Source organism: Acinetobacter sp. A22, from assembly GCF_030913345.1.
Classification (GTDB): Bacteria; Pseudomonadota; Gammaproteobacteria; order Pseudomonadales; family Moraxellaceae; genus Acinetobacter; species Acinetobacter junii.
The window spans coordinates 3,068,935-3,092,644 of the sequence record NZ_CP133162.1 but is presented as its reverse complement, the minus strand read 5'-3'; the positions used below and the strand labels follow the sequence as shown (position 1 = coordinate 3,092,644).

Genomic DNA, 23,710 nt, shown 5'->3' with positions numbered 1-23,710 from the left:
TAAAAAAACAGATAATTGTCAAAATACAATTATCTGTCAAATTAAGAATTTAAAGAGAATGTTACCTCTTTAACAGTTATGCCTGAATCACTTGTATCCGTAACTCTTTAGGTAGACTAAACGTAATATTTTCCTCTCGCCCTTGAAGCTCTTGTGGAGGGGTCGCACCCCAATCCTGTAACCGCTGAATGACCTGCTTGATGAGAATTTCAGGCGCGGATGCACCAGCCGTCACACCAATTTTACTGTCTGGCTTAAACCAATCTTTTTCTAGTTCTTCTGCATTATCAACCAAATAAGCTGATTTACCCATACGTTCAGCCAGTTCACGCAAACGGTTTGAATTGGATGAATTCGGAGAACCTACCACCAACACTACATCACATTGTTCCGCCAAATCACGCACCGCATCCTGACGATTCTGAGTTGCATAACAGATATCATCCTTACGCGGACCCATGATCATCGGATATTTTTTTCTTAGAGCATCAATAACTTTCGCTGTATCGTCGATTGAAAGCGTTGTTTGGGTTACAAATGCAACTTTTTCAGGATGTTTTACAAATAACGCTTCCACATCATCTTCATCTTCAACGAGATAAATCTCTCCACCTTTAGATTTATCATATTGCCCCATCGTGCCTTCTACTTCTGGGTGTCCTTCATGCCCTATTAAAATAGCTTCTGTGCCTTCACGAGCATATTTAGTGACTTCAATATGAACTTTGGTCACCAACGGGCAAGTAGCATCGAATACTTTTAAACCTCGACGTTCTGCTTCTTGTTGTACGGCTTTTGATACGCCATGAGCGCTAAAGATTACAATTGAATCATCAGGAACTTGATCCAGCTCATCAACAAACACTGCACCTCTTTGACGTAAATCATCGACTACAAATTTATTGTGAACGACCTCATGTCGAACATAAATCGGTGGATTAAAACATTCTAATGCACGATTGACGATCGCTATAGCACGGTCAACACCAGCACAAAAACCTCTTGGATTGGCCAACACGATTTCCATAACAACCTCTCTCATCATCTGAATATTTATGCCAAGCTATTTCGTTTAGCAGCACGCTACACTACAATAGCCAAGATATTTTATCATATCAGGAAAAATATCATGTCGGGTCTATTGTTTGTCGTTTCTGCGGCATCAGGAACAGGCAAAACATCTCTTGTAAAAGCCCTACTCGATCGAGTCAGCAATCTACACGTTTCTGTCTCACATACTACGCGTGGACAACGCCCTGGTGAACTTGATGGTGTTCACTATCATTTTACTGATACTGAAACATTTTTAGAGCAAGTAGAACAAGGTGGTTTTATTGAGTACGCTGAAGTATTTGGTAATTATTACGGCACATCTCAAGCAAAAGTAAAAGAACAATTACAACAAGGTCACGATGTTTTACTCGAAATTGACTGGCAAGGTGCTGAACAAGTTCGTCGCCTTTTCCCTGAATCAAAACAAATTTTTATTCTCCCTCCAACCCAGTATGACCTAAGACAACGTCTTTCAAACCGTGGTACGGATTCAGTCGATGTGATCGAACATCGCCTCAGTTGTGCAGTTGAAGATATGCGCCATTTCGCTAGTTTTGACTATGTCATTATCAATGATGATTTCAACAAAGCTGTGCATGATCTCGAAGCAATTATTACGGCAAATCGTTTAGTCACTCTGCAACAAAGCAGTCGCCATCAAAAGTTGATTGAAAACTTAATTACACTCAATCGCGAATAACTTGAGTCTTGAGCAAAAGCCTTTTATACTATTTAGTCTTTTCAAGTGTAATGTTCAAACGAGACAACTTATGGCACGTGTAACCGTTGAAGATTGTTTAGACCATGTAGATAACCGCTTCGAGTTGGTACTGGTAGCGAGTAAACGTGCACGTCAATTGGCACGTCAAGGCATGGAACCAACTGTTGAGTGGGATAATGACAAGCCAACAGTCGTTGCATTACGTGAAATTGCGATTGGTCATGTAACAAAAGACATCTTAAAACAACGCGAACAAGACTACCAAACATCAAATCTTGATATGGTATTGTCTACAAATTCTTTGAATTTAGAAGGATTTACATTTTAAGTAAATCTGCTCGCATAAAGAAGCCCAATGTGAAGACACTGGGCTTTTTTGTTTATTGAAAATTTGGATTCAAATTGATAAAAGCAATCGGTTTAATTGAAAAAAATTCATATTTTTTCCAATGAACAAATTGACAAGTTTATCAATATGCTTTTCATTAGAAGCTAAGCAATTCAATATCGAAATTTAAGCTATATAGGTGTTTTCTATGCCAGGCGAAGAGGTCAGCCAAGCCAAGCAACAACTTAAAGTTATCGTTGATGCCTATCTACAAGATAGCGACGTTCAACAAGTGCTTGCTGCCTGCGATTTCGCTGATTTAGCACATAGTGGTATCACTCGAAAAAGTGGGGAACCCTATGTATTACACCCTATTGCTGTCAGTTGTATATTAGCTCATATGCGTCTCGACGCCGATACGCTTATGGCAGCTTTATTACATGATGTGATCGAAGATACCGAATTTACCAAAGATGAAATCGGGCAAAAATTTGGAATTGTCGTCGCAGAATTAGTCGATGGTGTAACAAAATTAAGCCACTCCAGTGATAAAGAATATAACAAAGCCGCTTCTTTCCGAAAAATTCTGCAAGCAACCTTACAAGATCCTCGTGTCATTATTATTAAATTAGCCGATCGTTATCACAATATGACGACCTTGGATGCTTTACGCCCCGATAAAAGAGCACGTATTGCACAAGAAACTTTTGATATTTTCGTACCGATGGCACGTTTGGTTGGTATGAATGAGATGGCTGATAACTTGGAACATCTCTGTTATCAAAATCTTGATCTTGATATGTTTAACGACGTACAAGCAGCCCTACTTGCAACAAAACCAAAGCGCTGTGAATATCAAACAGTATGGGAACAAAAACTAACTGATTTATTAAAGACATACGACTTAAAAGGCCGTATTAAAAAGAAAAACAATAATATTGAATTGCTACGCCATTTTGTAAAAAATGAAATAGACTTAAATGAATTAAGCCACAGTCATGCCTTTGAAATTATTTTAAACAGCATTGCTGATTGTGATCGCTTCGTCGATGCACTCAAAGAGAACTTCCAAGTTTTACAATACAAAGATCACATCCGACGTCCACTTCCAGGTGGCAACCAATCGTTAATGATCAAATTAAAAGGTGAAAAAACTACACTTTCGCTCACCATACAAACCGAACTTATGCGTAAAGCCGCTCGCTTTGGTGTGGTTTTAGGTGAGAACGCGCCTCAAGCTTGTCGTTCAGCCATTCAAGCCTCTATGCAGAACTTGAACACCCTCATTGATGGAGAATGCGCAAAAACTACTTTTAGTGATTTGCTTGATTATTTACATCAAGAAAAAATTTGGGTATATACACCTCACGGGCAGTTACATGAACTACCACAGGGCGCAACTGTTGTAGATTTTGCCTATTCTGCCAGCTTATTTTTAGGTAATCATGCTGTTGGCGCAAAGGTTGATGGTGAAATTCGTCCTTTATCAACACCTTTACACAGTGGACAGGTTGTTGAAATCATTACTGATGTACTCGCCACCCCAAACCCAGATTGGCTGAGTTTCATTAATACGCAAAAAGCTCGACGTGCTCTCCAAAACATGCTCCGCGAGCAAGACATCGATGAACAACGTCTTGTTGGTCAACAAGCTCTTAATCGCGCACTAAAACTTTTCCACCGCTCAATAGATGATCTTTCTCAAACGGATTGGATTAATGTACTGGAGTGGCGTCATTTAAGTAGCAAAGATACCTTATTTGAGCAAATTGCAGTGGGCGACTTATTGCCTCAACTAGTTGCTAACCATTTGTTTGCACAAGATCATCATACACAGCACCAAGCAACATCAGACCGTTTGATCTCAGGCACAGAAGGTGTCGATGTCAAATATGCACACTGTTGTAATCCTGTTCTCGGTGATCCAATTCAAGGGCATTTATCTCGAAGAGGATTAATCGTCCATCGTTCACGCTGTCGTAATTTACTACATGAGCAGCATCTTCATCCTGAAAATATTATGCCCCTACATTGGCAAGCTGAAGAAGTGGATGATGTTCGTTTTAGTGCCTATCTATGCATTCATATGATGATGAATGATGAACAAATTTCTGATCTGATCTACCAGTGCCGAAAAGCTAAAACAGGCGTAGAAATGGTGGAATCACAAGATCATAAAACTTACGTCAATATAGTCGTCAGTAACCGTAATCAGATCGCGCAAATTATCCGTGATTTACGAATGCATTTTGGATTCCCACGAATAGAACGCCTCAATATGCCAATTGTGCAAACTGAAATTGCCAAAGTATAAAATCTAACGCTTATCCTCACTAGCAGATATAAATCATGACAATAATCGACTGCGACTCCGCAGTCGTAGGCAGTTTCGTGGGCGATCTTTTGTGTTAAAGTCACATTGTTTTATGATAAAAACGACATAGGAGAGCTTAATGTCACGTCAAGTAATTCATACTGAACATGCGCCAGCTGCGATCGGAACGTATTCTCAAGCAATTTTAGTCGGTAATACGCTTTACCTTTCAGGCCAAATTGGCTTAGACCCTTATAGTATGGAACTTGTGGATGGAATCGAAGCTCAAATTCGTAGAGTATTTGACAACCTAAAAGCTGTATGTACGGCAGCGGGCGGAAGCTTAGCAGATATCGCAAAACTCAATATTTTCCTTACAGATTTATCTCATTTCCAACTTGTGAATCAAATCATGGGCGAATACTTTGCACAACCTTACCCTGCTCGTGCAGCATTGGGGGTTGCTAGCCTCCCAAAAGGTGCATTGGTTGAAATGGATGGCATCGTTATTATTAACCAATAATCTATAAAAAAAATTAAATACTTAATTAATAAATTGCATTTTTAATTGGTCATCAATCTCGAGAGGAATTCCGTGTATAACTCGGATTTCCTCTCAAATGATCTTTTTTTATCCAAATTCCCAATAAGAATATATTCACTATTAGAATGAAATTCATTGACAAACGATAATAATTATCAATAATATCAATTATCGCATTAATATTTGTGGATCACTCCCATGTATGTTTGTTTATGCCGTGGAATCACAGACCAAGATATCAAAGACGCCGTTGCTAATGGTGCTGAAAGCTATCGTGAAATTCGTGATTTACTCGACTTAGGCACTTGTTGTGGTCGCTGTGTCCCTGAAGCTCGTTCAATTATCAATGAAGAACTTGCTGAAATTGCAGCACGTATTTCTGTCGCTGCATAACTCTCCTTACAAATATTTTAATAATTACCCTGCTTTAACCACCACTATTAAAATTAACTCTTTCTTTAACCTTCTCTATGCAAATGAGACTCACATCATCTGCTTTTGATTGTGATTTTCATTTGCCGTTCAATAAATTACTCGCGCCAAATCCATTTGTTGATTAATATAATCTAAATTGCCTTAGCGATTAGGGCATTACTAGATGTTTACGGAGTAAGTGCAATGAAAGGCAATCGTGAAGTCATTAATCAATTGAATCAGGTGCTTTATCACCATTTAACTGCGATCAACCAATATTTTTTACACTCTCGTATGTTCAATGATTGGGGAATTGAAAAATTAGGTTCAGCTGAATACAAAGAATCTATTCGCCAAATGAAACATGCTGATAAGATTATTGAACGCATCTTGTTTCTTGAAGGTTTACCAAATCTGCAACACTTAGGCAAACTTTACATCGGACAGCACACAGAAGAAGTCCTAAATTGCGACATTCGCAAAGTTAAAGAAAATATTGAAGCACTCAAGCAAGCTGTAGAGCTATCAGAAACGCAACAAGACTATGTAACACGTGATTTAGTTCAAGAAATTCTAGAGAAAGAAGAAGAATACTGGGATTGGTTAGATACTCAATTAGATCTTATTGAAAATGTTGGCATTGAAAACTATATTCAAAGCCAACTTTAAAACATATAAAAAAAGAGCGACTTAATGTCGCTCTTTTTTATCATTTAGACTATTGATTTAACTCAATAATGTCAGCCAAACTCACATCTTTTTTATACAAACGATTAAGTATGTAAAGGTATTTTTCAGCTTCCTTATTTTGCTGATTGTAGACCAATACTTGTGCAAATTTCTTCAAGTTATACGGTGTTGCCTTATTCTTCACCATCTCAGCAAATTCACTTAACTGCGCTTCAGAAAACCTTGTTTTAGGATCTAAGGCTATCCAATCTAAACGCTTCTGAAATTGTGTTAATAATAAAATTCTTGAGCTGCCCAATATTTCTTCGGTAGGTTGTTTACCTTTAAAGATAAGGCGACTGTTATCCTGAAACAGTTTGTAATCCCGCCAGATCAACAAAAGAACAATGACACTGATCAACCATACACAACGCACGACATTTTTTTGAATGGTAATACCTTTTAATTGCGGTGTTTGTGCTTGAATAAGCCCCAGCAAGAAACCCATTGGCAACAGAAAATACGCATAACGCTGCGGGAACTCCAACATAGCATGAATCAAAATCGCACAAACCATCATAATCGCGATAATTGAGGTACTATCTTTTGCCGTCTTGTTTAACCATAACAACCATAGAGATAAATATCCAACAATCAAAACACCGAGCGGAACACCATTCCAAATTAAAAGATCAAGGACAATGTTGTGGGCGCTATTAAACCAAACTTGAACAGTATTAAACTCAATACTCTCGACTACAGCGATACTTGTTTGATTCCAGCCATAACCAAACCATGGACGCTCTGCAATCGCATGCAGAATTTGCATCCACATGCCTAACCTTTCATGTCCTGAACCAGCTCTTTGAACAATAGAAGCTGTATGAGCCACTCCCGTATCTAAATGAGAGGTCATAAATTGTGTCAGATATGGCAGTAAATAGCCCGCAATCACAAAATACAATCCAGTCCATAGAAGCAATTTGGGGAAGTTGAATCGCGGATTATTTTTATGTTGTTTATAAATCCAATAAAAAAAGAAAAATATACAAACAATCCATGCTGTTCTTGATTGAGTCAATGTAATGGTAAATAGCAGGATTAGAGAAGAAGGAATAAGCAACCATGGGGATGCTTTGCTTTTCTCATATAGATAAAGCCCCCCCATCAATCCCATCACCAAGAATGTTGATAAATTATTAGGTTGTCCAAAATTAGCGTAAGGGCGGTTCCCTCTTAACCCCATGATTCCATAAATATAGGATTCAAGATTTAACCATTGGACTACCGCCATAAAGCTACTCAGCAATCCAGCAATTAAAACAACTAAGCTAAAGCCAATCATAAGCTTTTCACGATTTTCAGCCTGTAGTGATAAATTATATCCACATAACATTATCAGCCAAAAAGTAAAAAGATAGGCAAAACTTAGAAATGCAACACTAAAATCCAGTATTAATCCAAAACAAAACTGAAGTAGCGGCAATAAAACAATGATCAACATCAAGATCTGAGGACGTGGAATTTTGATCTCTTTTGTTAGAAACAAAGTCACTATAGCAAATGCTGCACCAAAACTTGCAAGTTCACTCGAAAAAGTTACCCAAGGATAGGTATGAAAGGGCGATAACCAAGCGAAGCTAAGTAAGAGGCTAGCAAGAATGAGACATAGAAATGGCATACTTTATACATAAGAAAAAAGCTTAGTGAATTATATCGCTAAGCCTTAACACACAGATTAAATATAAGATAAAAACTACAATTTACTTCCAAGGGCGAAGATCTACAATTTTAACGACTTCGCCTTTTTCTCTGTTTATGAGAACGGTCATGTCAACGGCATTGGCTTTTAAAGGGACAAAGGCAGTTGCTCGTGGATATTTAGATAACGTCTTTTCTACCAAAGCTTTATCGTTAAACTGGTTTAATACATTCAAATTTTGAGCATGTTGTTGAATCTGTTTTTGTACTTTATCAACCGGTACATAACGTTCTGGTTTTTGGGCAATCGAAATTCCTCCAAGAATTTCTGCAAACATTTCATCGCCACGAATATTTTTATCTTTGGCAAATTCAACACCAACAAATTGAGGTTTCAACCATGAAGGCTGTTGATATTGAGGACTTGCTTGAGCTATCTGTTCGGTAAGAATCTCGTTATTACGCACAAGCTCAAAGCGGTCCACATTATAAGCCAGCCATACTGGTCGCCCCTGAGCAATACTATAAACACCATAACCTAATGCAATAATCTGAATCAAGATAATGATACTAAGGTCCATTTTTAAAGACTTCTTTCCTTCTTTGTAAACCAGTAATCCTAGTAATGGTCCAATAATGACATCAATTGCGAGCATCATTAAAAAGATATGTGTCACTCCAACAGCTTTTGCTAATGGAGATGGATACCAGATAAAAAACACTACCCCAACCACAATTAAAGCAATAAAGAAAGAAATTGCTAAGTGACCTAGAAAAAATTTAAGGCGTTTTGACACTAAAATTACCTATCTATTCTCAAACATTAATATTTCTACCTACATTCTGCAGGTGCATATTTTGCAGGTAAAGTTCCCAAATCAGCAGCTAGGCCTTTTGCTGTAGCATTCGTAGCAGATGTAGTCGCACAGGCCCAATCTATTGTTCCATTTGATGTTGCTGTTAATTTAGTTCCACCGATATTTGGTGTTAATACAACCGTCTCTCCCAGTACATCATTTGGCAAACCAACTGCTGTATTACTCGTTAACGTCACAGTAATCACACCCTCATTATTAATTTTTATATCATCAACATAACGTGTCTTTTTTTCGCTGGCAGCCCTTGCACTATAATCTGTTGCAGTACTCGCCATTACAGCCGCCCCACCCACAAGAAAAGATTCACTGATCATCGTTTTTGCAGCACTTGCCATAACCAAAGCTTCACTGACTTTTGCACGCGCAGCATGGTATTGATATGCTGGAATTGCAATAGCAGCCAAAACCCCAATAATTGCCACAACAATCATCAGTTCAATAAGAGTAAAACCTTGTGACGATTTATGCATGACCCAACTTCCCAAATATAATTTACTTATCTAATTCAAGAAACATGCCACAAATATAAACGATATAATTCAATAGCTTAATTTAATACAAGTTTAATATCCATATACAATAAAGTCATAATATGACAACTTTTAAAACTATCATATATAAAAAAAGAGTGCCTCAGCACTCTTCTTTAGAATTTCTTAAATAGAAATTAACGGCATTCTGATGGAGCATATTTCGCTGGTAAGCCATTTGTTGCATCTGCAGCTAAAAGGCCAGCTAGACGAGTTTCAGCTTGTACATTTGTTGCAGTAGCACAGGCCCATTCAACAGAACCAGCAGCACCAGCAGCTAAAGCAGCATTTGCCCCAGCAGTATCTTTAGCATAAGGCGCTAATCTAATAGTTTTACTTTTTGCATCAGATGGCAAGCTTGCATCAGTAGAAGTAGTAAGTGTAATTACTCCTGCAGCTGTAGTAGCAATTGATTGTAAATATTTACTAACAGGTCCTGTATTAGCAACTGCTGCTGCAGCTGATTGCACACCAGGCATGCCATTAGTCTGAAAACCTTCTGAAATTGCAGATTTCGCAGCAGCACCGGCAGTAATTACTTCAGATACTTTTGCACGTACCGTATAATCTTGATAAGCAGGAATCGCTACAGCAGCCAAGATACCGATGATTGCTACAACGATCATTAATTATCTTCATTCCATAAGTCACTTTATATGGACATGCATCAAACCACTGAATTACCTTATTTTTCCTTACTATTCATTTTGTCCATATGGACATGCTTTTGAATGGACAAAATTTTAAGATTTGTCCATAGGACTTACGCATTGACGGATTCAAAAAAGTATTAAAATGCTTTATAAAGTATCTGTGATTAGACGAATTAAACATGTTTCTACAGCAACCTGTACTCTACCCATTTATATGGGTTTTCTCATGACAGAACCGAACTCTATTAGCTGCACACAACTTGCTGAGACTTATAACATCTCGCATGATAGTGTAAATCGCTTTCTAGAGCGGGAAGACTACACACCTCACGACCTATATCAAGAAGCAATTCAACATATTGATAATAATAAACTTATAGTCAGTATTGATGATACTGTTTTAGATAAGCCATATAGTCAACATATGGACTTGGTTAGCTATTTTTGGTCAGGCAAACACCACCGATCCGTCAAGGGTATTAATCTCATTACCTTGTATGCGACAGATCAAAATGGTCAAAATATTCCAATTAATTTTCGAATTTATGATAAGTCAGCAAGTAAAACCAAGAATGATTACTTTATGGAGATGTTAAGTGAAGTACTCGATTGGGGTGCAAAGATTCAATTTATTACAGGTGATAGTTGGTATTCATCGACTGCAAATCTAAAAACCATAAGAAAATATGGTATTCGATTTATGTTTGGTGTCGACAGTAACCGTAAGGTTTCCCCTGAAAAAGGACAATGGTTTCAACTGCGTTTATTGCCGAATTTTCATCAGGGTCAAGTAGTCTGGCTCAAAGATTTTGGCTTTGTACAATTATTTAAGACTCAGTTAAAAGAACAGCAGAGGTTTTATATTGTGCATCAAGATGAAGATGATTTATTGTCCTTTGAGGGTTTTCATGAATTACATTCAAGTCATTGGAAAATAGAACAATATCACCGAGTGATTAAACAGGTTTGTCATATTGAAAAGTTTCAAGTAAGACGATCTAAACTGATTTTGAATCATATTTTTGCAGCCTTGATGGCCTACGTCGAGATACAAAAGAACCAGTTTGAGCGGATCTTTGAAAATGTATATCGTTGGCAGAAGAAATTATTTAGACCAATCATCAAAGACTTCATTGATGACTTTATTCTCGATAAAAATCATCTGCTACCACAGAGAATCTATAAATGATAGTGCGTAAGTCCTAGTCCATATCAAAAAATAGCTTCTTTTAAATCCTTTAGGCTCGATTTTTTATACTGTCGCACTTGCTGCTTGAATCCGCCTAATTTATCGAAAAGCAAGGTAGCGGGTTACGACCTCTCTTCTAAAATAGCATTCACCCAATTCCAACAATTCGCATATTTTGCCTTCACAGCAGATAACTCCTGCTCGATACCACCTGAGTTCTTTTCTCCATAATCGTTGGTATTTGAACTTGCAAAAATCAATTTCATTTCTTTTTCCTGTAAATCACGACATAGAGATAAAAATACCTCATAGATTTCACAGTCTTTTGGTTCTGCTTTTCCTCGTTTTGCTGGTGCACGATATTTCTTAACTCGTTTCATTGCAGCTAAGCTATGTTCATTTTCTGGTGGAATCACAATACAAGTATCAAGCACTGACTTAGAGATTGCTTTTAATGTTTGCGCAAGATTGATTCTATTTACCGCCTGACCATGCAGATAATCAATTTCGGTTGCTGCTTTAGCTGCTGTCAGCATATGGCTTCTTTTTGACTCTAACTTTAAGATTTCTCTCTCTACTTCTTTCACGATTTCATCAGCATGTTCTTCCCACTCAAGTGCAACGGTTTCACTTATAACCAGCCATAAAGATTTAGGCTTGTGATTTGATCTTTCCAGTAGAAATTTTGCAAATTGAACAGATTCAGCAGCAATAGTATCTCTTATGGGAGAACGTATAATATCAAGTAGAATACAGGTATCTAAATAGAGGACTGTCGCAGGCTCTTGCTGAAATTTTAAAAGTGCATCATCATAACGATGGATCGGCATGACTACTGCTCCTGTACATACGACAGTAAGCTTTCAGCAAATTCAAATTGCAAACCCAACTCATACGCACGTTCTCCAGACCAACCCAGCTCTCTTAACGTATGAATGATTAAATTTACATCTAATTTAGCATGAGCATGATGTGCCATCGTTAAAAATTCAAACCAGCGTTTTTGATCTGATGGATGTGACGTGCCAGTAGATTTATTGGCTAACTTTGAGAACCGTTTAAGTGCATTCTCCACTTCAATACCTGCCACACTTGCCACCGTTATGACATCACTGGTGAGTTGTGCTGTAATCGGTGTGTCTATGATAGCAGGCTGAATTATCTGCTCATTAAAGCTAATTAAAGCGTCATTGTATTGATCATGCGTCAATTCGTTTTGTTCCGTTGGAACAATATTGGACACCCACCAAGTTTCAGCGTCACTATAAGGGAATAAAAACAAAGCTACAGGCATAATTGTGTCATTTTTAACAGCTTCAAAACACATAAAATGCTCTTCACCACTTGCAATCTCTTCTTTGTCTTTTCTTCTTACCCAAATTGAATTAGTTTGACTTTCCAGTTTTTGGGTAAAGGTCTCAGTATTTACGCCATTCAACTGAATATATAAATCACGAAAAGTTTTCATTTATAGCCCTAAATTGTGTTTTAAGGCACACTAACAATGACTCATGTTGATCGCAAGTGTAATTTTAATTATTATCACAAAGTGTGAAAAAACACGCTCTAATCATTACCCCTAAAAGAACCGTAATAAGCCCCCCAAAAAAACAGAGATAATTTTTCAAAAGCAAATACTCCATAGCAGAGCTAGGAATATTAGATCGTTATATTTAGGGTTTTTAGGACTCATTCCAATGAATGATAGACTCACTTCAAGCCAAACTCATCTAGGCTTGCAGGATCAAAATTTTCATTAAACATAAAGGCATCTCTTCGCTCTTTTTTTAATGTCGCCAGCGCATAAAAGAAGCATTTCTCATATAACTGCAACTCATATCTTTCTCCATCATGTGTAGAGCCATGACCCCAATGTGCCGATAAGGTTGCAAACTCTAATTTTGTTGATTGGTTACATACATCACATACCACATCTGTCATGACTTCGACTTGTTGCAGTTGTTTAATTTCCATAAGCTGTTCCTCATCTCAATCGAGTTAAATTCTTCTATATTCTTGGCAACCGCCACAACCATTCCCAATTAAACAAAAATAAGCGGGACGCTATTTTTATTTTTTAAAGCATGCTAGGCACTGCTCAGACCCTAACCACTTCAGCTCTGCACGACCATTTCTTTTAAGCGAACAAATTTTCAGTCCATCCTCACCCAAAACAATTGACCATATGCACTACCACAAAGCACGCAAAGCTGACAATTTATGTCACTTTTTTACATAAAATTACTACCTAATTTTTTCAGCTATGGTAATCCATTAAACAATGTATTGATTTCATAAGAAATAATTAGATAATATACATTGGCACGTTTAGTGCTATTATTAAAATAGCTTACAAAGCTTATAATTAAATTAACAACATTTGTGGAGAATGTTATGAATACAATGGAGAAGGGCTTCACGCTCATCGAACTTATGATTGTTGTCGCTATTATTGGTATTTTGGCTGCAGTAGCGATTCCTGCGTACCAAGATTATACAGTTCGCGCGAAAATTTCTGAAGTTATTACGGCAGGAGCTGCTGCTAAATCTGCAATTTCTGAAGGCTTTCAAACTAATGGGATGGTAGGAGTAGCCTCGGCTGCGACAGCGGTTTCAAAAGGTGCGGCTGCTACACCTGTAAGCAAATATTTAGAATCTATTGCTGCTAGTAATGCAGGTATCATTACACTTACAACGACAGCTGATGCTAGTTTGCCAACTGATGCTCAGCAAAAGACAGTACTTATGGTTCCTTATGTAAGTGTTGCTGGTACTGCGACTGCTTTAGCTGCTGGACAAGAAGGTTCAATTGAGTGGGCATGTGGTACAACAACTATTACACAAGCAACTGCTCGTGCAGGTGCTACTATTGGTGGTACTGCAACTGGTACATTACCTGCAAAATATGCACCTTCTGAATGCCGTTAATTTTTAGTTTTTGACTAGAGGTTAAATAAAAGACTGGTTCGCCAGTCTTTTTTATTTAATTATTTTAAAATAAATAGGAGAAAAATAATGAGAAAAGAATTATATCTATATCAGGGGCTAAATTTTGAGATTAAAACTATTTCTGAAGCCAATTCTGTTGAAGGTAGTGACTTAATTGTTGTTTTAAAACATAGTGAAAAACTATTAGAGTTTTATCATGCTCACTTTGAAGTTGTAGGAGATTTTAAAACCAAAATAAAGCTGATTTAGAAGATCTTTTGTATAACATTGCAAAATCTAAAATTAAATCAAGGTTTCTTGAAAAGGTAAGTACACAGTAGTAAGGTTGTAATTTGATCATGTCTAAACGCCTAAAATTTTTCCTCAGCCATTTATCACTCTCTTTCTTAATTGCTTTATTAGCGATTGGACTCGTCTTTTTTATTTGGTATCCATCTCCACTTGCCACAGCCGTTGGCGTAACGCATATCTTTTTAATGCTGTTGGTCATTGACGTAATTTTAGGACCGCTTTTAGGTTTATTGGTCTATAAAGAAGGCAAAAAAACACTAAAATTTGACCTAAGTGTCATTATTCTCATTCAAATTGTGGCTTTATATTATGGGGTATTTAGTATCGAACAAGGTCGCCCTGCATGGTTGGTTTATAATGTAGATCGTTTTGAATTGGTTAGAAAAAATGAATTAGTTGATACGAATATTCAGCATGCACAACCTCAATTCCAACAACCTTCATGGTTTAAACCACAATACGTCGCCACTGAATTTGCCAAAGATACACAACAACGCAATGATGAAATGTTTGCAGAAGTATTTAGCGGTATTTCAATTGCACAGCGTCCAGAACGCTATGTAGAACTGACTCAAGCTAAAACCTCTATCAAACAACGGGCACAGCCTTTAGTCCTCCTAAATGACTTTAATGATCCGAAAGTAGTAAAAATGATGCTCACTCAATACCCACAAGCAACGGCTTTTTTGCCGCTAAAAGCCAATGCTGTTGATATGACAGTATTAGTGAATAAAGAAAATGGAACCGTAGTAAAAATTGTGGATTTAAGGCCATGGAAGTAATCAGACGATTCCATTAAGCACAATTTTATAAATGAAACGATTTAATAATACACTTGGAGAAATTAGACAATGAATTCCAGCAATAATATCGGAATAGCAGAAGCTGAATTAGATCAGCCGATTTATCGTATATTTTCATTAGAGCGTTTTTTTCAAGTTTTACACAAAAAACAATTAACTCTTGTTAAACCACATCTTTGGGATGACCCCTTTGAAAATGTACTCTTAAAAAGTGAATTTAAAACAGCATCTAACGAAACAGCAGTCTTTGAGGCACATGATTCTGTTTATGGTCAATGCTGGACTCGACATGCTGAATCAGATGCCATGTGGCGCATTTACTCACCGCATAAAAGTGGCGTACGATTACAAACCACACCTAGAAAACTATTAGCTACATTACAAACTAACATACATGAACATCCTGAACTTTATGGTTTTATTGGAAAAGTTATCTATGCTATCAACGAAAATCATCTGAAAGAATTACTACAAAAAATTAACTTAACCGCTACAGATGGTTCTGGTATAGCTCAATCTTTATTATACAAGCGCAAAGAATTTGAGCATGAGCAAGAAATCCGCTTAATTTATTCAGGTCCTGATGGAAAATGTCCAAACAATATATTTAATTGCTCAATTGAACCTAATGCACTTTTTGACAGTATTATGTTTGATCCAAGAATAGACGAAAGCTTACAAAAAGCCTGTACTGCAGCAATACAAAATTTAGATTGCAATGTAAAAGTAGAAATATCCAATTTGTATAATTTACCAAATGGTTTTAGCTTTCACTTGCACTAATTTCACCCCCAAAATCATCTAAACACAATTGATTGGCACATCTACCATGATAGATTTACCAATCAATGATTACTCATATATAGCCAATACATGTCATCTTATATTTACTGTAGGAAACCAAATCCTGTTGTTGATCATAATTTATATGAGTTGATCAGCAACCCAACCACCTTTGGCTATAACACCCCTGTCGGTGGTCAATTGGCTGTGACCAATTTTTTTGAAGTTTTAAATGCAGATGAAGACATTATTGGTTTTCTATGGTTTGATTTCTACTCTGATGAAAATATGATTGAAATCAATCTAGCAAAATCGCTTCATGCAGCGAAATTTCAAGGGTTTAGTTCAAATGTGCTATCGGATCTCGATAGGCTTAAATCTGAACTTCCACAAGAATGGATCACCCCACAAACGCAATGGTTAGGTATTGTCAAACCCGCAAATAAAAATTACCAAAAAATCACCTCCTTTATTATGCAACATGGATTCCAAAACGATGGTGAAGGTGGTTTTGTTAAGTCTTGCTAATTTAAAAGAGTCCTACCTTCCACTGGGTTGGACTCTTTCTTCAATACCAGACATACAAAAATTTAACAGCCCACTTTCTGCCTCAACTCAAAATTTTCCAGCAACAGCGAATTACACTTTTCCAGCAGTTTTTCATAATCTTCTTTCAACTGCTCATAATCACTTTTCACCGCTTTGGTCTTAGTTTTCGCTTGCTCAATTTGCTGGGCAGGCGAAAGAAGATTTTGCCCTGCTGCCTGTGCAGCTTGCTCAATTGCCTCAATTAATGCAGCATGACGGCTCTTTTTAATCGAGCCTCGTTTACGTCCAGCCTCCATTGCAACCGTATCGTTATTAATGGCAGAACCTTTGGGCAGAATTGTTGGCTTATTGGCCTTTAATCGTTCTAAAGCAGCATCATATTCATTGTGTGCACTCATATTTTAAGCCTCAATATTCAAAATTTGAATTTTTTGGATCATTTTATGCAGCGCCATAATATCACTGTCCATTTGCCCGTATAACAAACTGCCCTGTGCTTGTGTGTCACGCACTCGTTGTATCCGTTGCACTGCCTTTTGCATCTTTTCAGCACTGCCAGCATCAAAAACTGCATGTGCACAACTCAAACAGCTCGTAATAGCCGTAAAAGAAATTTTTTCGCAAGAATCAGGGTTGGTACATGCGCCAAACAAGCTAGGCTTATAGGCAATTTCACCCTTTTTCATACGCTTAATGGTTTCATCACGGTTTGGAAATACTGTGAGTAATTGCTCGCGGTCTTTTTGTAGCTGCAAATAGGTTCCTGCACCGCAAAAGAGCTTACTAGAAGTACTGATTACGCCTTCCTCAAACTGGGTGTAGGAATGCACCAACCTCTGATATTCTAGCTCTTGGATTAACTCTTTCTGACTATCACTGGCTAAAATATTCGGGGCAAATACTGAGTTTTCTCGATAATATAGCGTCATCGCTTCGGTTAAATGCTTATATTGAACCGACAGAGCACCTAACCCAACAATGCCAGAACGGGCACTATACACAGCCATTGAGCGTCTAAATTGATGGGTACAGATATTCCAATATTGACCAACTTGGCAGTCTTTTTCTTCTCGCCAATTGCGAAAACCATCAAAAGCTTCAAGCTCGGCGATATCACTTTCTGTGATTTTCAACCCATCTCCAAGCAAGACAGAAATACGGCTTAAATACTGATTAAAATTAGACTGTGTTCGAGTCGGAGCACCCTCAAAATTAGAGATAAAATCCGTTTCATGCTCAATATTGCGGTTATTTTTATTTCGATGCTTTTGCGAGTATAGCGTTGGAAATAATGGGTATTCAGCAGGATTAGACATATCATAATGTGAGTTGAGCAGAGCGTAGATTTCACCAACACTTTGTGCTGCATGAACGCCTATTTTAATGTCTTCAAACGTGATCCAATACGTCGATTTATTTCCACCACCATGCAACTTAGAGGTATAACCCATAATGACATGCACAAGATGCTCATTACTTTGAATAGTTTGATAGCAATCAGAAGACAGCTGATTCACTTCATTGTCCCGCATCCCTGTAAACAGATGAATCCACAACTTGGCCATACCTTGAATCAGCGTCATATAACGGGTGAGGTTGGCATGTTTTTGAATCTGATTATTTTCAAACAGTGCCGTTAAACCGAGCAAATCTCGAGCATCAGCAAAACTTACCGCATTTTTTTCACGCTTAAATTCTGTCGGCATCAAAGCAAAATTTGCAGCCTGCTGCTTGCGCTGAAACCATCTCAGAAGTGCTGATGCATTTTGATTAAACTCGTTTAATTTATCTGCTAAAGCATTAATTAAGGCAATATAAAGCCGTGAAGGAACAACTTTGGTTTGTGGGCCTACTTTGCTTGACTGCAACCTAAGTTGAGCCGCCAACTTTGCTAAATGCTCTATTGGCTTATATGTACTAAATGCAGGAATGAGCAATGGGTATTGCTGTTGTAAGGCAAAACAATCCGTTAAAAATGCTTTAATGTGAATGGCTTTTTGATAACTCACACCAACATAAGCATCATTTACTTTTGACATATAAGCAACATCGCTAAATAACTGCTGCAATGTACAGCCATTCTTATATGCAATTGCTGCAAACTGGCGTAAAACCGTATACCGCTGTTCAATACTTTTAATAATCGACTTACCAGATTTTATATAAAGCAAAGCAAAACTGATTTTTTTCATTTCTGCCCGAATTTGACAGTAAAGAAAGTCATTTTCTCGGGCATTTTCAAGCCAACTATCAAAATTCAGGCGACAATCACACTTCGGTAAATATGGAGAAAGATCCCACACATTGTCTGAATAAACAGATAGTGTTTCACCGTTTTTTGTTCGTGATAATACAAAAGCATTTGGAACAGTCAGCTGATTATTCTGTAGATTGTACTCATCAGGTAAGAACTGCTCAGCAATACCCAATGAATATAGATATGAATTAAATGAACTCATGATATCCACCCCAAATCAATTAGTAATTCAAAATGATTCAGCCAATAGGCATCTAAATCACCGCTTTCTACTTCTTCTTGAATTGAAAAAATACGATTACGTAAATTTTCATAAGTATCTGATAACTCGTTGAGTACTTCGTCAATTCGATGTAGCACAACCCCAAACTGCTGTTCCCACTTGATTAAGTCCGTGGCTTTTTGCTTAACGTAGCCGAGTAGGCTTTTCAGTGATAAAAGCTTACGCACATCTTCGTCATCAGCATGAACTGCATAATGCTGGCAAAATAAACAATGCTCAAATTGCTGACAGTTTGGAGTTGGAGCTTGCGCGGTAAAACCTGTTGCTTTTTCAGGTTGTAGACTGATAGTCGTACAAGCCCCGACAGGTAAGGTTTGAACATCAGCAGTCTCATCTAACGTTTGTACAGGAATACGCTCAACGGTTCGAGTTTGTGAAACTGCAACTTCTCGCAGTTCATAAAAGAATTGTGAAATCTGTTGGCTTGCATCTTTAAATGAAGTTCGACTGTAGTTTTTCTTCGCAGTATCGAGTGAGTGTCCCATTTTTTCGACTTCAAGCAATAAATCGCCATCGCTCAATTCAACATATTGACTGCTAACATGCTTGCGCCACTCTTGTGGGGTGATCCAAGCCATTTTCGGGAAAATACGCTGCAAAAATCTTTTAAGTAATTGAAGTTTATTATTTCCAATTGCGCTTAATTTTCTCACTTCATTACGTAGCGGAAATACAAAATCACATGACTCATCTTGAATATACCAAGCGCGAAGTTCTAAAATTTTTCTAAAAATCGGCTCAAATTTAACTCCAAACTCTGGCCGTACTGTCTTGCCTCTTGCACGGCTTTTCGTTCCTGAAAAGCGTCGGCCTTGTGTACTCGGTAGGATTTCCATCGTATCAAGGTGTAACTGTTGAGCAGTGTCTAGATTTGCTCCAGTTTGTGCAATAAATAACAGCATGCCGATGGTCAGGCCGTAGGATGCAAGTCTTTCACGCTCTAAATGCCGCTTATTTTTGTTGCGTTCTTCAAGTTTACGAATCGCTTGATTGCGGTTTTCACGTACACGCTTTCGATGCTCACTATCTTCTTCTAACTCAAAATCAGCTAGCATTTTTGACAAAGATGGAATAGCCGTATATTTAGCTAGATACCTCTGCATATCGAACTGAATATACTGTTTTTCAATTTGATGATGAAAGCCCGAGTAAAAATAAAAATCTTCTTCATCTACAGATTGAAAATGCGCAGGAAAGTCATTTTCTTGTACAACAATACGATGAATTTCAAGAAAGACATTCAACAAAGTTGCATAAGTTTTTTCATGATCTTCTTTAGCGATTGGCAAAATAGGCACATCATAACGCTGAGACTGTACTTGCATCGCTTGACTAGAAATATCAATTTCATGACAATCAAATACATATGCTATCAGTTTTGCAACATAACGCTGATACTGCTTTGCGGTATGCGCAGCCAAGTTATCTTCATCAGTGTCTGCAAGCAAAGTCCGATCAACCAGAGATTTACTATAGCGACGATAGGCATCGATAATGCTGTCCTTATCGGATAAATCAAAAATTTTCTTTTGTTGATCAATCCAATCCAAAAACATCTTGATGATGCAATAGAACAACCCTTTTGATAGGTCCGATCCATCCATTTGCAGTAGATAATCTGTAAAACATTTTAAAAAATAGCGTCTTTTTTCATCAAAAGAAGCGACAAGCTCATTGTCTGATACATCGAAAGAACATGCTCTTTTAGCAAAAAAGAATGTACCAATATCTAAAGTTCTAAAAGAAAATGAGGCCGTTTTATCTTTGAGCACGAGTATTAAACGCTCATGCTCAGTAATCTGTTTATGAATATCAGTGATATGTACAAACAACGGGGTACGAATAAAATTCATGACAAATCTCCTGCTAAATCCACAGAGGACTTGACGTATTTCATCAAGCTAGACTCATACTCATGCTGAATTTTACTGCGCCATTGCAACCGTGATTGATAGTTCAAATACTGTAAAGTCGTGCTGATGTTGCGATGTCCCATCCGAGCTTGCACATACTCAACAGCGGTCATAGCAGAATGCCCTGCAGGTAGATGCTGTAACTGACTTTCCAGCAGATTCATCCCAAAACTGGCACGTAAGTCATGGAATTTGAAACTTTTAAATTGTGGATCAATTAGACGAATTTCAGGCAATAACACCATTTTTAAATAACTACGTACTGCTTCACCTTCATAGATTTTCAGTCGAGTCTCAAAGGAGTCAGATGCTTTGATCTTTTCAGTTAACTTCTGCTGTTCAGCTTTGCTGGTGTAGAAAGGTGTACCAAGCTTGGTGAGAAACACATAGTTTTCATCCGAGTCGCCATAATTTGATTTCTGTCTACGCAGACGCGCTTTCTCACTATTGATATAGATTTTAAGATCTTGTACTAACCAATTTGGAATCAAAAGTGTCATCGGCTTTTGAAATTTAGTGTCCACACCTGTACCCGCTCCAACGGGCAGACGAATAAAGCCATGACTATCAAGCTCACAACCAATTAAGTTTTTAATTCGCAAAGTACAAATCGTTTGTAAACGAGCACCTGTAAACAATGCAAGATAAAACATCAATTGATATTCACGTGATGATTTTTGCAATGCTTTTAATATGACAGTTTGCGATTCAACGCTGAGAGGGCTTAATTCACCACCATCCACAATCGCTTCAGAATTTGGCGCTTTGGCTGGAACATGAATCGCAAGATCATGCGACTTAATTGCCATTTTTCGACGTGCGCCAAACTCATTATCCACGGCAATATATTTGTAGACATCTTTAAACGGTATGCCATAGTGCTGATGATCAACTAAGTCTTCTGTAATAAGAAATCGATAAAAATTCACTACCGCATTAATTCGATTACTTGCAGAGCGAGCTGAAATTAGGCCTGCATTCGCTTGCTCAATAAGACGAGTGCGGTATTTAAAAATCGCATTTGACTGTTTTAGTTTGTGGAACTTCAAACAGTCCAGTTGCTCATCTTCTAAAAAACGCTGAAAATCAACAAGCTGATGAGCAATAGATGCAAATGTTTTAAAATCATACTGTATTGTTTGCTCAAGTTTTTTCAGCAAATACAGATTAAAAACATCAGAAGATCTACCATCTCCCTGAACAATTACAGGGAATTCAAGGTAAGCATCACCATGTTCTTCAAACGCTGCATCATTTAAACGATCAGTTGCCTGTCTCAACGTCAATAACTGAAATTTTTTAATGGTCACAACTTTGGCTTTTGATTGGTAGCGTGACTTACCATTTTTAAGTTTAGTGCTCATTTTGAGCCTCCTGTTTATTAAAAAACAGGCAAAAAGTGACCTTAAGATAGGATTGACAAAAATGCCCCTATCGATCAAAATCGAAGTGTCTGGACGCCAATCAAGACATTCATAAGAGCTCATGTTCCCGCATGGGCTTTTATACTTTTTGCCGAATGAAAATAATTGCTCTACGGAATAAGTAGTGAAATTATTTGGTTAAGCATTTAGCTGCTGCTTGAAAAATTTCAGATAGAAGCTCTTTCTTAGGTCCAGATGGATCACAAATGATTCCTGCAATATTTTCGCTATCCAGTATCCAAGAATTTTTTGAAATAAATGATACTTGTGGTTTTCCAAGACGGCTATTAAATGTAAATGACATATTGTAGGTATGGTGATTTCCACGATACCTTGTGCAAAACACTGTTTTAGTTTGACGAATTGCCTTTTCCAATCCAAGCCCATACCTTCAACAATAGTTTGCATGAGGGTGTATGGTTGCCCTTTATGCTCAACAACATATGATTCAGCATTATGGAAAGGTACTTCGATTTGGGTTAGACTTCTCATGGTTTCGATTCCTTTGGTTAAGGTTGAATGTGGGCAGATTGGTTACTTTGGCGAGTGCAATCTGCTTTTTTGTTGTCTGGATTTTCTAAAAGACCTTCATGCTGAAGGATCAATTTTAAATAGTGGTTGAATTGACCTCGATATGTGCGGTTTTCGCGTTTTGCAGCAGCCTTGACAATATCTGCTAATTCGTCATCATAAGAACATGTGTACACGATAACTCCTTTCATAACTTCAAGATAGCAATTGATAATTTATGATAGGTTTTGATAGCTGTCAAGGATTTTTTATGGTTGCTGATTTCTCTGAGCGTTTAAGGTTTTTTCGATCACAGCGAGGGCTATCTCAACAAGATTTGGCTAATGCAGTTGGTATTTCAAGAAAACAAATTTCTGATTATGAAGTTGGTACCGCTAAACCACGTCAAGCTACATATATGAAAATCTTAAAAGCGCTTGATATAAGTGATCAGATTTTCAGTAAAAGTGATCTTTGTTCTCTTGATATAAATGATTTAGATGGCGATCAGGTTATATCTTTTAGCAATAATGATGGAGATAAAATTATGCTCTCTAAATCATTTTGCACTAAAAATCATTTAAATGAAGTAGATATACTAAGCGTTTTTAAGATTAAAGGGGATGCAATGCAGGAAACCCTTTTTAATGATGATTTAGTTTTAGTTGATACGTCAGATAAACACTTTATATCGGGATTAATTTATTTAATATATTTCTATGGTGAAAGAATGGTTGTTCGTTTACACCGTAGTGCTAATGGGTTGATTGAAATAACTAAAGACAATTCAGCTTATCCTGACAACACGGTGAACGAGTCAGAAATAATAGTTTTAGGTAAAGTAGTATATAGGCAAGGGTTGATCTAAATAATAGTTATCAAGTATGAGGGCGAGAGTATTGCCTAATACATTCAGACAGTTTGAAATGATCCTGAGTTGTATCTAAAACATCC

The 23,710-nt window shown here is 37.4% G+C and carries 27 protein-coding genes; 13 read left to right on the top strand and 14 right to left on the bottom strand.

The window, feature by feature from the left end:
• Nucleotides 1–76 precede the first annotated feature (76 nt).
• Nucleotides 77–1,027, bottom strand: a complete 951-nt coding sequence (ispH, locus tag Q9Q86_RS15025) for a 4-hydroxy-3-methylbut-2-enyl diphosphate reductase (RefSeq protein ID WP_112986462.1) — start codon at nucleotides 1,025–1,027, stop codon at nucleotides 77–79.
• A 102-nt stretch (nucleotides 1,028–1,129) separates the two neighbouring features.
• Here ispH and gmk point away from each other — a divergent pair, with 102 nt between their 5' ends.
• The 6 genes from gmk to bfr all read left to right on the top strand — a co-directional run bounded on the left by gmk (nucleotide 1,130) and on the right by bfr (nucleotide 6,043).
• Complete coding sequence (gene gmk / locus Q9Q86_RS15020; RefSeq protein WP_004909574.1) at nucleotides 1,130–1,753, top strand: guanylate kinase; 624 nt, start codon at nucleotides 1,130–1,132, stop codon at nucleotides 1,751–1,753.
• A gap of 70 nt (nucleotides 1,754–1,823) precedes the next feature.
• The gene (rpoZ, locus tag Q9Q86_RS15015) at nucleotides 1,824–2,102 is read left to right on the top strand and encodes a DNA-directed RNA polymerase subunit omega (protein WP_004909577.1); all 279 of its coding nucleotides are present in this window, start codon (nucleotides 1,824–1,826) and stop codon (nucleotides 2,100–2,102) included.
• 208 nt (nucleotides 2,103–2,310) lie between these two features.
• Nucleotides 2,311–4,416 carry a bifunctional (p)ppGpp synthetase/guanosine-3',5'-bis(diphosphate) 3'-pyrophosphohydrolase gene (locus Q9Q86_RS15010; protein WP_112986461.1) on the top strand — a complete coding sequence of 702 codons (2,106 nt, stop codon included), beginning with the start codon at nucleotides 2,311–2,313 and terminating at the stop codon, nucleotides 4,414–4,416.
• A 139-nt stretch (nucleotides 4,417–4,555) separates the two neighbouring features.
• On the top strand, nucleotides 4,556–4,939 hold the full coding sequence (locus Q9Q86_RS15005; protein WP_004964563.1) for a RidA family protein: 384 nt from the start codon (nucleotides 4,556–4,558) through the stop codon (nucleotides 4,937–4,939).
• Nucleotides 4,940–5,158: 219 nt separating this feature from the next.
• Nucleotides 5,159–5,353 carry a bacterioferritin-associated ferredoxin gene (locus Q9Q86_RS15000; RefSeq protein WP_004909583.1) on the top strand — a complete coding sequence of 65 codons (195 nt, stop codon included), beginning with the start codon at nucleotides 5,159–5,161 and terminating at the stop codon, nucleotides 5,351–5,353.
• Between the two features lie 225 nt (nucleotides 5,354–5,578).
• Nucleotides 5,579–6,043: a bacterioferritin gene (gene bfr, locus Q9Q86_RS14995; RefSeq protein ID WP_004909585.1), complete on the top strand. Its 465-nt coding sequence runs from the start codon at nucleotides 5,579–5,581 to the stop codon at nucleotides 6,041–6,043.
• Nucleotides 6,044–6,092: 49 nt separating this feature from the next.
• Here bfr and Q9Q86_RS14990 read toward each other — a convergent pair whose 3' ends face one another.
• From Q9Q86_RS14990 to Q9Q86_RS14975, 4 genes are all read right to left on the bottom strand, one after another.
• Nucleotides 6,093–7,724: a PglL family O-oligosaccharyltransferase gene (locus Q9Q86_RS14990; RefSeq protein WP_112986460.1), complete on the bottom strand. Its 1,632-nt coding sequence runs from the start codon at nucleotides 7,722–7,724 to the stop codon at nucleotides 6,093–6,095.
• A gap of 82 nt (nucleotides 7,725–7,806) precedes the next feature.
• The gene (tfpZ, locus tag Q9Q86_RS14985) at nucleotides 7,807–8,541 is read right to left on the bottom strand and encodes a TfpX/TfpZ family type IV pilin accessory protein (protein ID WP_112986459.1); all 735 of its coding nucleotides are present in this window, start codon (nucleotides 8,539–8,541) and stop codon (nucleotides 7,807–7,809) included.
• A gap of 35 nt (nucleotides 8,542–8,576) precedes the next feature.
• Complete coding sequence (locus Q9Q86_RS14980) at nucleotides 8,577–9,092, bottom strand: pilin (RefSeq protein ID WP_112986458.1); 516 nt, start codon at nucleotides 9,090–9,092, stop codon at nucleotides 8,577–8,579.
• Nucleotides 9,093–9,289: 197 nt separating this feature from the next.
• Nucleotides 9,290–9,778, bottom strand: coding sequence for a pilin (locus tag Q9Q86_RS14975; RefSeq protein WP_112986457.1), 489 nt, complete (start codon nucleotides 9,776–9,778; stop codon nucleotides 9,290–9,292).
• Nucleotides 9,779–9,965: 187 nt separating this feature from the next.
• Here Q9Q86_RS14975 and Q9Q86_RS14970 point away from each other — a divergent pair, with 187 nt between their 5' ends.
• On the top strand, nucleotides 9,966–10,994 hold the full coding sequence (locus tag Q9Q86_RS14970; protein ID WP_305156084.1) for a transposase: 1,029 nt from the start codon (nucleotides 9,966–9,968) through the stop codon (nucleotides 10,992–10,994).
• Nucleotides 10,995–11,116: 122 nt separating this feature from the next.
• Here the strand turns inward: Q9Q86_RS14970 and Q9Q86_RS14965 are convergent, their stop codons facing one another.
• The 3 genes from Q9Q86_RS14965 to Q9Q86_RS14955 all read right to left on the bottom strand — a co-directional run bounded on the left by Q9Q86_RS14965 (nucleotide 11,117) and on the right by Q9Q86_RS14955 (nucleotide 12,968).
• Nucleotides 11,117–11,824, bottom strand: a complete 708-nt coding sequence (locus Q9Q86_RS14965) for a PIN domain-containing protein (RefSeq protein WP_112986764.1) — start codon at nucleotides 11,822–11,824, stop codon at nucleotides 11,117–11,119.
• A 2-nt stretch (nucleotides 11,825–11,826) separates the two neighbouring features.
• Complete coding sequence (locus tag Q9Q86_RS14960) at nucleotides 11,827–12,462, bottom strand: hypothetical protein (RefSeq protein ID WP_112986763.1); 636 nt, start codon at nucleotides 12,460–12,462, stop codon at nucleotides 11,827–11,829.
• A gap of 242 nt (nucleotides 12,463–12,704) precedes the next feature.
• Entirely contained in the window at nucleotides 12,705–12,968 is a 264-nt protein-coding gene (locus Q9Q86_RS14955) for a hypothetical protein (RefSeq protein ID WP_112986762.1), read from the bottom strand.
• 420 nt (nucleotides 12,969–13,388) lie between these two features.
• Between Q9Q86_RS14955 and Q9Q86_RS14950 the strand changes: the two genes are divergently transcribed.
• The 5 genes from Q9Q86_RS14950 to Q9Q86_RS14930 all read left to right on the top strand — a co-directional run bounded on the left by Q9Q86_RS14950 (nucleotide 13,389) and on the right by Q9Q86_RS14930 (nucleotide 16,348).
• The gene (locus Q9Q86_RS14950) at nucleotides 13,389–13,922 is read left to right on the top strand and encodes a pilin (RefSeq protein WP_112986761.1); all 534 of its coding nucleotides are present in this window, start codon (nucleotides 13,389–13,391) and stop codon (nucleotides 13,920–13,922) included.
• 87 nt (nucleotides 13,923–14,009) lie between these two features.
• The gene (locus Q9Q86_RS14945; RefSeq protein WP_227540279.1) at nucleotides 14,010–14,192 is read left to right on the top strand and encodes a hypothetical protein; all 183 of its coding nucleotides are present in this window, start codon (nucleotides 14,010–14,012) and stop codon (nucleotides 14,190–14,192) included.
• 89 nt (nucleotides 14,193–14,281) lie between these two features.
• The gene (gene tfpZ / locus Q9Q86_RS14940) at nucleotides 14,282–15,016 is read left to right on the top strand and encodes a TfpX/TfpZ family type IV pilin accessory protein (RefSeq protein WP_112986760.1); all 735 of its coding nucleotides are present in this window, start codon (nucleotides 14,282–14,284) and stop codon (nucleotides 15,014–15,016) included.
• Between the two features lie 69 nt (nucleotides 15,017–15,085).
• Nucleotides 15,086–15,820, top strand: a complete 735-nt coding sequence (locus Q9Q86_RS14935) for a DUF2971 domain-containing protein (protein WP_112986759.1) — start codon at nucleotides 15,086–15,088, stop codon at nucleotides 15,818–15,820.
• Between the two features lie 90 nt (nucleotides 15,821–15,910).
• The gene (locus Q9Q86_RS14930; protein ID WP_112986758.1) at nucleotides 15,911–16,348 is read left to right on the top strand and encodes a hypothetical protein; all 438 of its coding nucleotides are present in this window, start codon (nucleotides 15,911–15,913) and stop codon (nucleotides 16,346–16,348) included.
• Between the two features lie 62 nt (nucleotides 16,349–16,410).
• Here the strand turns inward: Q9Q86_RS14930 and Q9Q86_RS14925 are convergent, their stop codons facing one another.
• The 6 genes from Q9Q86_RS14925 to Q9Q86_RS14900 all read right to left on the bottom strand — a co-directional run bounded on the left by Q9Q86_RS14925 (nucleotide 16,411) and on the right by Q9Q86_RS14900 (nucleotide 22,953).
• Entirely contained in the window at nucleotides 16,411–16,767 is a 357-nt protein-coding gene (locus tag Q9Q86_RS14925; protein ID WP_112986757.1) for a hypothetical protein, read from the bottom strand.
• Nucleotides 16,768–16,770: 3 nt separating this feature from the next.
• Entirely contained in the window at nucleotides 16,771–18,828 is a 2,058-nt protein-coding gene (locus Q9Q86_RS14920; RefSeq protein ID WP_112986756.1) for a hypothetical protein, read from the bottom strand.
• On the bottom strand, nucleotides 18,825–20,762 hold the full coding sequence (locus Q9Q86_RS14915; RefSeq protein WP_112986755.1) for a hypothetical protein: 1,938 nt from the start codon (nucleotides 20,760–20,762) through the stop codon (nucleotides 18,825–18,827). The genes Q9Q86_RS14920 and Q9Q86_RS14915 overlap by 4 nt, the downstream gene beginning before the upstream one ends.
• Nucleotides 20,759–22,186 carry a site-specific integrase gene (locus Q9Q86_RS14910; RefSeq protein ID WP_112986754.1) on the bottom strand — a complete coding sequence of 476 codons (1,428 nt, stop codon included), beginning with the start codon at nucleotides 22,184–22,186 and terminating at the stop codon, nucleotides 20,759–20,761. The genes Q9Q86_RS14915 and Q9Q86_RS14910 overlap by 4 nt, the downstream gene beginning before the upstream one ends.
• Before the next feature lie 198 nt (nucleotides 22,187–22,384).
• Nucleotides 22,385–22,738, bottom strand: coding sequence for a phage antirepressor N-terminal domain-containing protein (locus Q9Q86_RS17505; RefSeq protein WP_112986753.1), 354 nt, complete (start codon nucleotides 22,736–22,738; stop codon nucleotides 22,385–22,387).
• 17 nt (nucleotides 22,739–22,755) lie between these two features.
• On the bottom strand, nucleotides 22,756–22,953 hold the full coding sequence (locus Q9Q86_RS14900; protein ID WP_112986752.1) for a hypothetical protein: 198 nt from the start codon (nucleotides 22,951–22,953) through the stop codon (nucleotides 22,756–22,758).
• A 41-nt stretch (nucleotides 22,954–22,994) separates the two neighbouring features.
• Here Q9Q86_RS14900 and Q9Q86_RS14895 point away from each other — a divergent pair, with 41 nt between their 5' ends.
• Nucleotides 22,995–23,624, top strand: a complete 630-nt coding sequence (locus tag Q9Q86_RS14895; RefSeq protein ID WP_112986751.1) for a LexA family transcriptional regulator — start codon at nucleotides 22,995–22,997, stop codon at nucleotides 23,622–23,624.
• The last annotated feature ends 86 nt before the right edge of the window (nucleotides 23,625–23,710 follow it).

What these genes read in the sequence shown, in the direction of transcription:
- ispH (WP_112986462.1), bottom strand. Translation starts at nt 1,027, where the DNA reads ATGGAAATCGTGTTGGCCAATCCAAGAGGTTTTTGTGCTGGTGTTGAC.
- gmk (WP_004909574.1), top strand. Translation starts at nt 1,130, where the DNA reads ATGTCGGGTCTATTGTTTGTCGTTTCTGCGGCATCAGGAACAGGCAAA.
- rpoZ (WP_004909577.1), top strand. Translation starts at nt 1,824, where the DNA reads ATGGCACGTGTAACCGTTGAAGATTGTTTAGACCATGTAGATAACCGC.
- Q9Q86_RS15010 (WP_112986461.1), top strand. Translation starts at nt 2,311, where the DNA reads ATGCCAGGCGAAGAGGTCAGCCAAGCCAAGCAACAACTTAAAGTTATC.
- Q9Q86_RS15005 (WP_004964563.1), top strand. Translation starts at nt 4,556, where the DNA reads ATGTCACGTCAAGTAATTCATACTGAACATGCGCCAGCTGCGATCGGA.
- Q9Q86_RS15000 (WP_004909583.1), top strand. Translation starts at nt 5,159, where the DNA reads ATGTATGTTTGTTTATGCCGTGGAATCACAGACCAAGATATCAAAGAC.
- bfr (WP_004909585.1), top strand. Translation starts at nt 5,579, where the DNA reads ATGAAAGGCAATCGTGAAGTCATTAATCAATTGAATCAGGTGCTTTAT.
- Q9Q86_RS14990 (WP_112986460.1), bottom strand. Translation starts at nt 7,724, where the DNA reads ATGCCATTTCTATGTCTCATTCTTGCTAGCCTCTTACTTAGCTTCGCT.
- Q9Q86_RS14980 (WP_112986458.1), bottom strand. Translation starts at nt 9,092, where the DNA reads ATGCATAAATCGTCACAAGGTTTTACTCTTATTGAACTGATGATTGTT.
- Q9Q86_RS14975 (WP_112986457.1), bottom strand. Translation starts at nt 9,778, where the DNA reads ATGATCGTTGTAGCAATCATCGGTATCTTGGCTGCTGTAGCGATTCCT.
- Q9Q86_RS14965 (WP_112986764.1), bottom strand. Translation starts at nt 11,824, where the DNA reads ATGCCGATCCATCGTTATGATGATGCACTTTTAAAATTTCAGCAAGAG.
- Q9Q86_RS14960 (WP_112986763.1), bottom strand. Translation starts at nt 12,462, where the DNA reads ATGAAAACTTTTCGTGATTTATATATTCAGTTGAATGGCGTAAATACT.
- Q9Q86_RS14955 (WP_112986762.1), bottom strand. Translation starts at nt 12,968, where the DNA reads ATGGAAATTAAACAACTGCAACAAGTCGAAGTCATGACAGATGTGGTA.
- Q9Q86_RS14950 (WP_112986761.1), top strand. Translation starts at nt 13,389, where the DNA reads ATGAATACAATGGAGAAGGGCTTCACGCTCATCGAACTTATGATTGTT.
- Q9Q86_RS14945 (WP_227540279.1), top strand. Translation starts at nt 14,010, where the DNA reads ATGAGAAAAGAATTATATCTATATCAGGGGCTAAATTTTGAGATTAAA.
- tfpZ (WP_112986760.1), top strand. Translation starts at nt 14,282, where the DNA reads ATGTCTAAACGCCTAAAATTTTTCCTCAGCCATTTATCACTCTCTTTC.
- Q9Q86_RS14935 (WP_112986759.1), top strand. Translation starts at nt 15,086, where the DNA reads ATGAATTCCAGCAATAATATCGGAATAGCAGAAGCTGAATTAGATCAG.
- Q9Q86_RS14930 (WP_112986758.1), top strand. Translation starts at nt 15,911, where the DNA reads ATGTCATCTTATATTTACTGTAGGAAACCAAATCCTGTTGTTGATCAT.
- Q9Q86_RS14925 (WP_112986757.1), bottom strand. Translation starts at nt 16,767, where the DNA reads ATGAGTGCACACAATGAATATGATGCTGCTTTAGAACGATTAAAGGCC.
- Q9Q86_RS14920 (WP_112986756.1), bottom strand. Translation starts at nt 18,828, where the DNA reads ATGAGTTCATTTAATTCATATCTATATTCATTGGGTATTGCTGAGCAG.
- Q9Q86_RS14915 (WP_112986755.1), bottom strand. Translation starts at nt 20,762, where the DNA reads ATGAATTTTATTCGTACCCCGTTGTTTGTACATATCACTGATATTCAT.
- Q9Q86_RS14910 (WP_112986754.1), bottom strand. Translation starts at nt 22,186, where the DNA reads ATGAGCACTAAACTTAAAAATGGTAAGTCACGCTACCAATCAAAAGCC.
- Q9Q86_RS17505 (WP_112986753.1), bottom strand. Translation starts at nt 22,738, where the DNA reads ATGAGAAGTCTAACCCAAATCGAAGTACCTTTCCATAATGCTGAATCA.
- Q9Q86_RS14895 (WP_112986751.1), top strand. Translation starts at nt 22,995, where the DNA reads ATGATAGGTTTTGATAGCTGTCAAGGATTTTTTATGGTTGCTGATTTC.